1 protein-coding gene and 1 pseudogene are annotated in these 2,826 nt (G+C 72.1%); both read right to left on the bottom strand.

All coding sequences use genetic code 11. From position 1 onward, the window contains the following. Nucleotides 1-202, bottom strand: a pseudogene (locus tag G6020_RS11020) (hypothetical protein); the annotation flags it as partial. Nucleotides 203-272: 70 nt separating this feature from the next. Next, nucleotides 273-2,826 (bottom strand): bifunctional [glutamine synthetase] adenylyltransferase/[glutamine synthetase]-adenylyl-L-tyrosine phosphorylase (locus G6020_RS11015; protein ID WP_182610661.1); only part of this gene is annotated, 2,554 nt, incomplete at its 5' end.

Raw genomic sequence — 2,826 nt, 5'->3', positions numbered from 1 at the left:
CCGAGGCCGCGCGGGCCGCCCCGGACCGGCGCAGGTCCGGGCCGAGCTCCACCTCGAAGCGGTCGCCCATGTCGTCGGACCCCAGACAGCGCACGCGTTCGTCGGCGGGTACGCCGGCCGCCCGGACCGCGTCGACGAACTCGTACAGCTCACCGTAGGTGACGCCGTCGAGGGTGAGGGTGAGGTTCATCTTCACAGCCATGAACCCAGGGTATCGGCGCGCGGCCCCGGAGCGCATCGGTGACAACCCTGGTCCGACCCCGGAACACGCCTCAGATCTCACCCCAGAAGACGTGGTCGACGGCCTTGCGGCCGAGGCGGGTGACCCGGAGGTACTGGTTGAGGAACTCCGCGCCGTCGGAGGACCCTGCGCAGATGCTGGCCACGGCCGCCAGGATCTTGCCCTGACCGGGGAGTTGGTCGACCGCCTTGCCGCGGGCCAGGACCAGGGCGTTGCGGGCGCGGGCGGCCATGAGCCACGACTGCACCAGCGCCTCACGCTCGCCCTCCGAGAGCAACTCCGCGGCGGCCGCGGCCTCGAGCGCCTCCAGGGTGGAGGTGGTGTGCAGGCCCGGCACCCGCGCCGCGTGCTGCATCGTGAGCAACTGCGCGCACCACTCGACGTCCGCCAGACCACCGCGCCCGAGCTTGGTGTGCGTGGCCGGGTCGGCCCCTCTGGGCAGACGCTCGGTGTCGATCCGCGCCTTCATCCGCCGGATCTCCTGCACCACCTTGGGCGGCACCCCGTCCGCCGGGTAACGGAACTCGTCGATCATGTGCAGGAAGTCCAGGCCCAGGTCGCGATCCCCCGCCGCGAACGCGGCCCGGAGCAGGGCCTGCAGCTCCCACGTCTCGGCCCACTTGGAGTAGTAGGCGCGGTAGGACGCAAGCGTCCGTACCAGTGGTCCGTTGCGGCCCTCCGGTCGAAGGTCGGCGTCGAGGTCGAGCGGGGGGTCCGACGACGGCGAGGAGAGCAGCCTGCCCACCCGTTCGGCCACCTGGACGGCCCACCGGACGGCGACGTCCTCGGCGACGCCCTCCACCGGATCGCACACGATCATCACGTCCGCATCGGATCCGTACGACAACTCGTCCCCGCCGAGCCGCCCCATCCCGATGTACGCGAGTCGGGCCGGCGGCGCCTGGCCCTCGGGGGCCATGTCCCTCATCACGGCCGCGAGGGACGCCTCGAGCACCGCCCGCCACACGGCGGACAGGCGCTTGCCGACCTCCGGCACGGAGACCAACCCCAGGACGTCCGCGGCGCCGATCCGGGCCAGCTCGGCCCGGCGTAGCGACCTCGCCGCGGCGATGACCTTCTCGGGGGTGCGGTGACGGGACGCCGAGGCGGACAGCGCGGAGGCGATGTCGGAGACCTTGGAGGCCACGAGCACGGGCCCCTCGGCGCCGTCGGTCAGCTCCGGGATCACCTCGGGGTTGCGGAGCAGGAGTTCGGAGACGAACGCGGAGGTGCCCAGCACCGTCACCAGGCGGCGCGCCACGATGCTGTCGTCCCGCAGGATGCGCAGGAACCAGGTGACGTCCTGGTGCTCCTCACACAGCTTGCGGTAGGCCAGCAACCCGGCGTCCGGGTCCGGGGTGTCGGCGAGCCATTCCATGAAGGCGGGCAGGAGCAGCGCCTGGATCCGGCCGCGGCGGTTGTTCTGCCCGGCCAGGGCCCGGAGGTGCCCGAGTGCGTGGCGCGGTGCGCCGAACCCCAGTGCCGCCAGCTGCCGCTCCATCGCCTCGGAGCTCAGGGACAGGGCCTCCGCGTCGTAGGCGGCGATCGAGTCCAGCAGCGGGCGGTAGAACAGCTTGGAATGGAGCCTGCGCACCCGGCTGCGGACCTGACGGAGCTGCTCGAGCAGGACCTCCGCGGCGTCGTGCCGACTGCTGGGCCGGATGTGGGCGGCGCGGGCGAGCCAGCGGTACGCCTCCCGGTCGCCGTCCTCCGGGAGCAGATGGGTGCGCTTGTAGCGCTGGAGCTGGAGACGGTGCTCGAGAAGTCGCAGGAACTCGTAGGCGGCCACCAGGTTGGCGCCGTCCTCCCGCGCGATGTATCCCCCCGCCCGGAGCGCCCCGAGCGCGTCCACCGTGCTGGCGACACGCAGCTCCTCGTCCGTGCGACCGTGCACCAGTTGCAGGAGCTGGACCGCGAACTCCACGTCGCGCAGGCCCCCACGCCCGAGCTTGAGCTCGCGCTCCCGGAGCGGCTCGGGGACGTTCTCCTCCACCCGCCGGCGCATGGCCTGGACGTCGTGCACGAAGTCGTCCCGCTCGGAGGCCGTCCACACCAGCGGGTGCACGGTGTCGTAGTACTCGGTGGCCAGGGCCAGGTCGCCGGTCATCGGCCGGGCCTTGAGCTGCGCCTGGAACTCCCACGTCTTGGCCCACCGCCTGTAATAGGCCTCGTGCGACTCCAGCGTCCGCACCAGCTCTCCGGACTTGCCCTCGGGTCGCAGGGCGGCGTCCACCTCGAAGAAGGCCATCGAGCCGATGCGCATCATCTCCCCGGCCACCCGACCGGTCTTGGCGTCCGCGGGTTCGGAGACGAAGATGATGTCCACGTCGGAGATGTAGTTGAGTTCGCGGGCCCCGCCCTTGCCCATGGCCACCACGCCGAGGCGACAGGGCATGGGCGAATCCGGGTACACCGTGGAGACCGCCACCGCGAGCGCGGCGGTCAGCGCGGCGTCCGCGAGATCGGCGAGGCGACGACCCACCTCGGCGAACGGCAGCACCGGCTCGTCCTCGACCGTGGACGCCACGTCGTGGGCGGCCAGGAGCGCCACGTGGTCGCGGTAGGCCGACCGGAGCACGTTGACC

Source organism: Dietzia sp. B19 (genome assembly GCF_014145155.1).
Classification (GTDB): domain Bacteria; phylum Actinomycetota; class Actinomycetes; order Mycobacteriales; family Mycobacteriaceae; genus Dietzia; species Dietzia natronolimnaea.
This window is presented reverse-complemented; position numbering and strand designations above follow the sequence as displayed.